The organism is Aquabacterium sp. (genome assembly GCF_041915145.1).
Taxonomy (GTDB): Bacteria; Pseudomonadota; Gammaproteobacteria; order Burkholderiales; family Burkholderiaceae_C; genus Aquabacterium.
Window position 1 is genome coordinate 1 of sequence record NZ_JAYSBZ010000152.1, and the last position, 2,851, is coordinate 2,851.

2 protein-coding genes and 1 pseudogene are annotated in these 2,851 nt (G+C 63.9%); 2 read left to right on the forward strand and 1 reads right to left on the reverse strand.

What is annotated here, in order from left to right; genetic code table 11:
- Positions 1–219 (reverse strand): annotated as a pseudogene (locus ACE3SS_RS15345) (acetyl-CoA C-acyltransferase); the annotation flags it as partial.
- Positions 220–442: 223 nt separating this feature from the next.
- Between ACE3SS_RS15345 and istA the strand changes: the two are divergent.
- The gene (gene istA / locus ACE3SS_RS15350) at positions 443–1,942 is read left to right on the forward strand and encodes an IS21 family transposase (protein ID WP_374595444.1); all 1,500 of its coding nucleotides are present in this window, start codon (positions 443–445) and stop codon (positions 1,940–1,942) included.
- Positions 1,939–2,769 carry an IS21-like element helper ATPase IstB gene (istB, locus tag ACE3SS_RS15355; RefSeq protein ID WP_374595446.1) on the forward strand — a complete coding sequence of 277 codons (831 nt, stop codon included), beginning with the start codon at positions 1,939–1,941 and terminating at the stop codon, positions 2,767–2,769. Before istA ends, istB begins: the two co-directional genes overlap by 4 nt.
- Positions 2,770–2,851: the final 82 nt, after the last annotated feature.

Here is a 2,851-nt window from a genome sequence, read left to right on the forward strand (position 1 = left end):
CGCGGCAATCTTCGGCAGACACGCGCCCTGGTCCAGCACCGGCGTCACGCAGCCCATCACGACATCGTCTACCCGCGCGGTGTCAAAACCGTGGCGGCGGACCAGTTCCTGCATCAACCCAACCGTCAGCGCGATCGGCTTGACGTCGTGCAGGCTGCCGTCCGCCTTGCCCTTGCCACGAGGCGTGCGGATCGCCTCGAAAATGAATGCTTCGCTCATGCTGCCTTGAACTCCCCCCGGAATAACTGAGGGCAAGTTAGTTGAGCGAGCGTTTGCTTGGCAAATTAATCGTGCGCAACGCCTGGGCGGTTGTGCTATCCGGCAAGCCTGTTGAGGATCACAAAAAACTGACCCACTTATAGGGTCCGCGATCGCCGAAAACTGACCCACGTAGAGACACTGTCCCGCTCTGAGCTGAGCGGGGGAAACAGGAGTGATCAGCGTGGGCATGTTGGCCAAGATCAGGCGGCTGCATTTGCGCGATGGACTGTCCATCCGCGAGGTGAGTCGTCGCACGGGGTTGTCACGTAACACCGTGCGTGAGTGGTTGCGCCAGGAGGGCGTGACCGAACCGAAGTACGCGAAGCGTGAGCGCCCCAGCGTGGTCGCGCCGTGGGCCGGGCAGTTGGAAGGGGCGCTGCGCGCCGATGCGCATCGACCGGTGCGCGAGCGTCGTACGGCCAAGGCGCTGTTCGAGCAAATCCAGGCGTTGGGCTATCGTGGCAGTTACCCGCGCGTGGTGGTGTGGGTGCGCCGCTGGCGCGAAGCGCAGGCGGCCGCGCCCCGGCGTGCCGCGTTCGTGCCCCTCGCCTTCGAACTCGGGGAAGCCTTCCAGTTCGACTGGAGTTGCGAGTACGTCTTCATTGGTGGCCTGCGTCGGCGCCTGGAAGTCGCGCATACCAAGCTTGCCGCCTCGCGGGCGTTCTGGCTCACCGCCTACCCGAGCCAGAGCCATGAGATGTTGTTCGACGCGCATGCACGCGCGTTTGACGCCTTCGGCGGTGTGCCGCGGCGCGGCATCTACGACAACATGAAAACGGCTGTCGATAAGGTCGGCGTCGGCAAGGCGCGTGCGGTGAATGCACGCTTTGCCGCGATGTGTTCGCACTACCTGTTCGAGCCCGAGTTCTGCAACCGCGCCAGCGGTTGGGAGAAAGGGATTGTCGAGAAGAACGTCCAGGATCAGCGGCGCACAATCTGGCGCGAAGCGGCCGAGCAGCGCTGGCCCGATCTGGCGAGGTTAAACGCCTGGCTCGCCTCGCGTTGCCGCCAGAGCTGGGAAGAAGCCGCGCATCCGGACTGGCCGCTGCTCACGGTCGCCGACGTGCTGCAGGATGAGCGTGCCCAGTTGCTGCCGCTCGCCCAGCGCTTCGATGGTTATATCGAACAACCGGTGCGCGTCTCGCACACCGGACTGATTCACTTCCAGCGCAACCGCTACAGCGTGCCGACCGCCCACGTTAACGCCGTGTTGAGCCTGCGCATCTATCCGGAAGAACTCGTGCTGATTGCCGAGGGCGGTGTTGAAGTCGCACGGCAACCGCGCAGCTTCGAGCGCGATCAGACGCGTTACGACTGGCGCCACTACATCGACCTGGTGCAAACCAAGCCCGGTGCGCTACGCAACGGCGCACCGTTTCGCGTCATGCCCGAGCCCCTGCAAATCCTGCAACGCCACCTGCTGCGTCACGCCGGCGGGGATCGCGTGATGGCGCAGGTGCTCGCTGCCGTACCGATCCACGGTCTCGACGCCGTGCTGGTCGCGGCCGAGCTCGCACTCGAGGCCGGCCGTCCCAGCGCCGAGCATGTCCTCAACGTGCTGGCTCGGCTCAAAGAGGCACCCTCCGGGCATGTGCCCGCCGTCGCCTTGGCGCTGACACTCAGCGAGGAACCACGGGCCGATGTGAATCGCTACGACCGGTTGCGCGGAGGCGTGCAATGAGCAACGCGATTGTGATGCGCCTGAAGGCGCTCAAACTCCATGGCATGGCGGCCAACTGGCCCGAGCTGCTCGCCCGCTGCCAGCATGCTGCGCTCGGCCCCGAGGCGCTCATCGAACAACTGCTCGAAGCTGAAACGGCCGAACGCACGGTGCGTTCGATCGCTTATCAGATGACTGCAGCGCGCTTTCCCGCACATCGGGATCGGGCGGGCTTCGATTTCTCGGCCGCCCACGTCGACCAAGCCCTCTTCGATACGCTGCACACCACCGCCTTCACCGAAGCCGCGCACAACGTGGTCTTCATCGGCGGGCCGGGCACCGGCAAGACCCATCTGGCCACCGCGCTGGGTGTGGAAGCGGTGCAGCGATATGGCAAGCGCGTGCGCTTTCACCCCACGATCGAACTGGTAAACGCGCTCGAACAGGAGAAGGCGGCCGGCAAGGCCGGCCAGATCGCGCATCGGCTGATGTACGCCGACATGCTGATTCTCGATGAACTCGGTTATCTACCGTTCAGCCAAGCCGGCGGGGCCTTGCTCTTTCACCTGCTCAGCAAGCTCTACGAGCACACCAGCGTGGTGATCACGACCAATCTGAGCTTCTCCGAGTGGGGCAGCGTGTTCGGTGATGCAAAGATGACCACCGCGCTCCTCGATCGGCTCACCCATCACTGCCACATCGTCGAGACCGGCAACGAGTCCTGGCGCTTCCGGCACAGCACGGCCACCGCTGACGCACTTCGCGCCACGTCATCCAAGAAACGAAAAGGAGGCAAAACCGAACCGCAGGAACAACTGACTTTCACAGACCAAGGCCCCCTCGGGTAGCCTTGCAGGGTGGGTCAATTTTCAATGATCGCACTGGGTCAGTTTTAGGTGATCGCCAACACAAAAGCACTCCAGGGAGCGG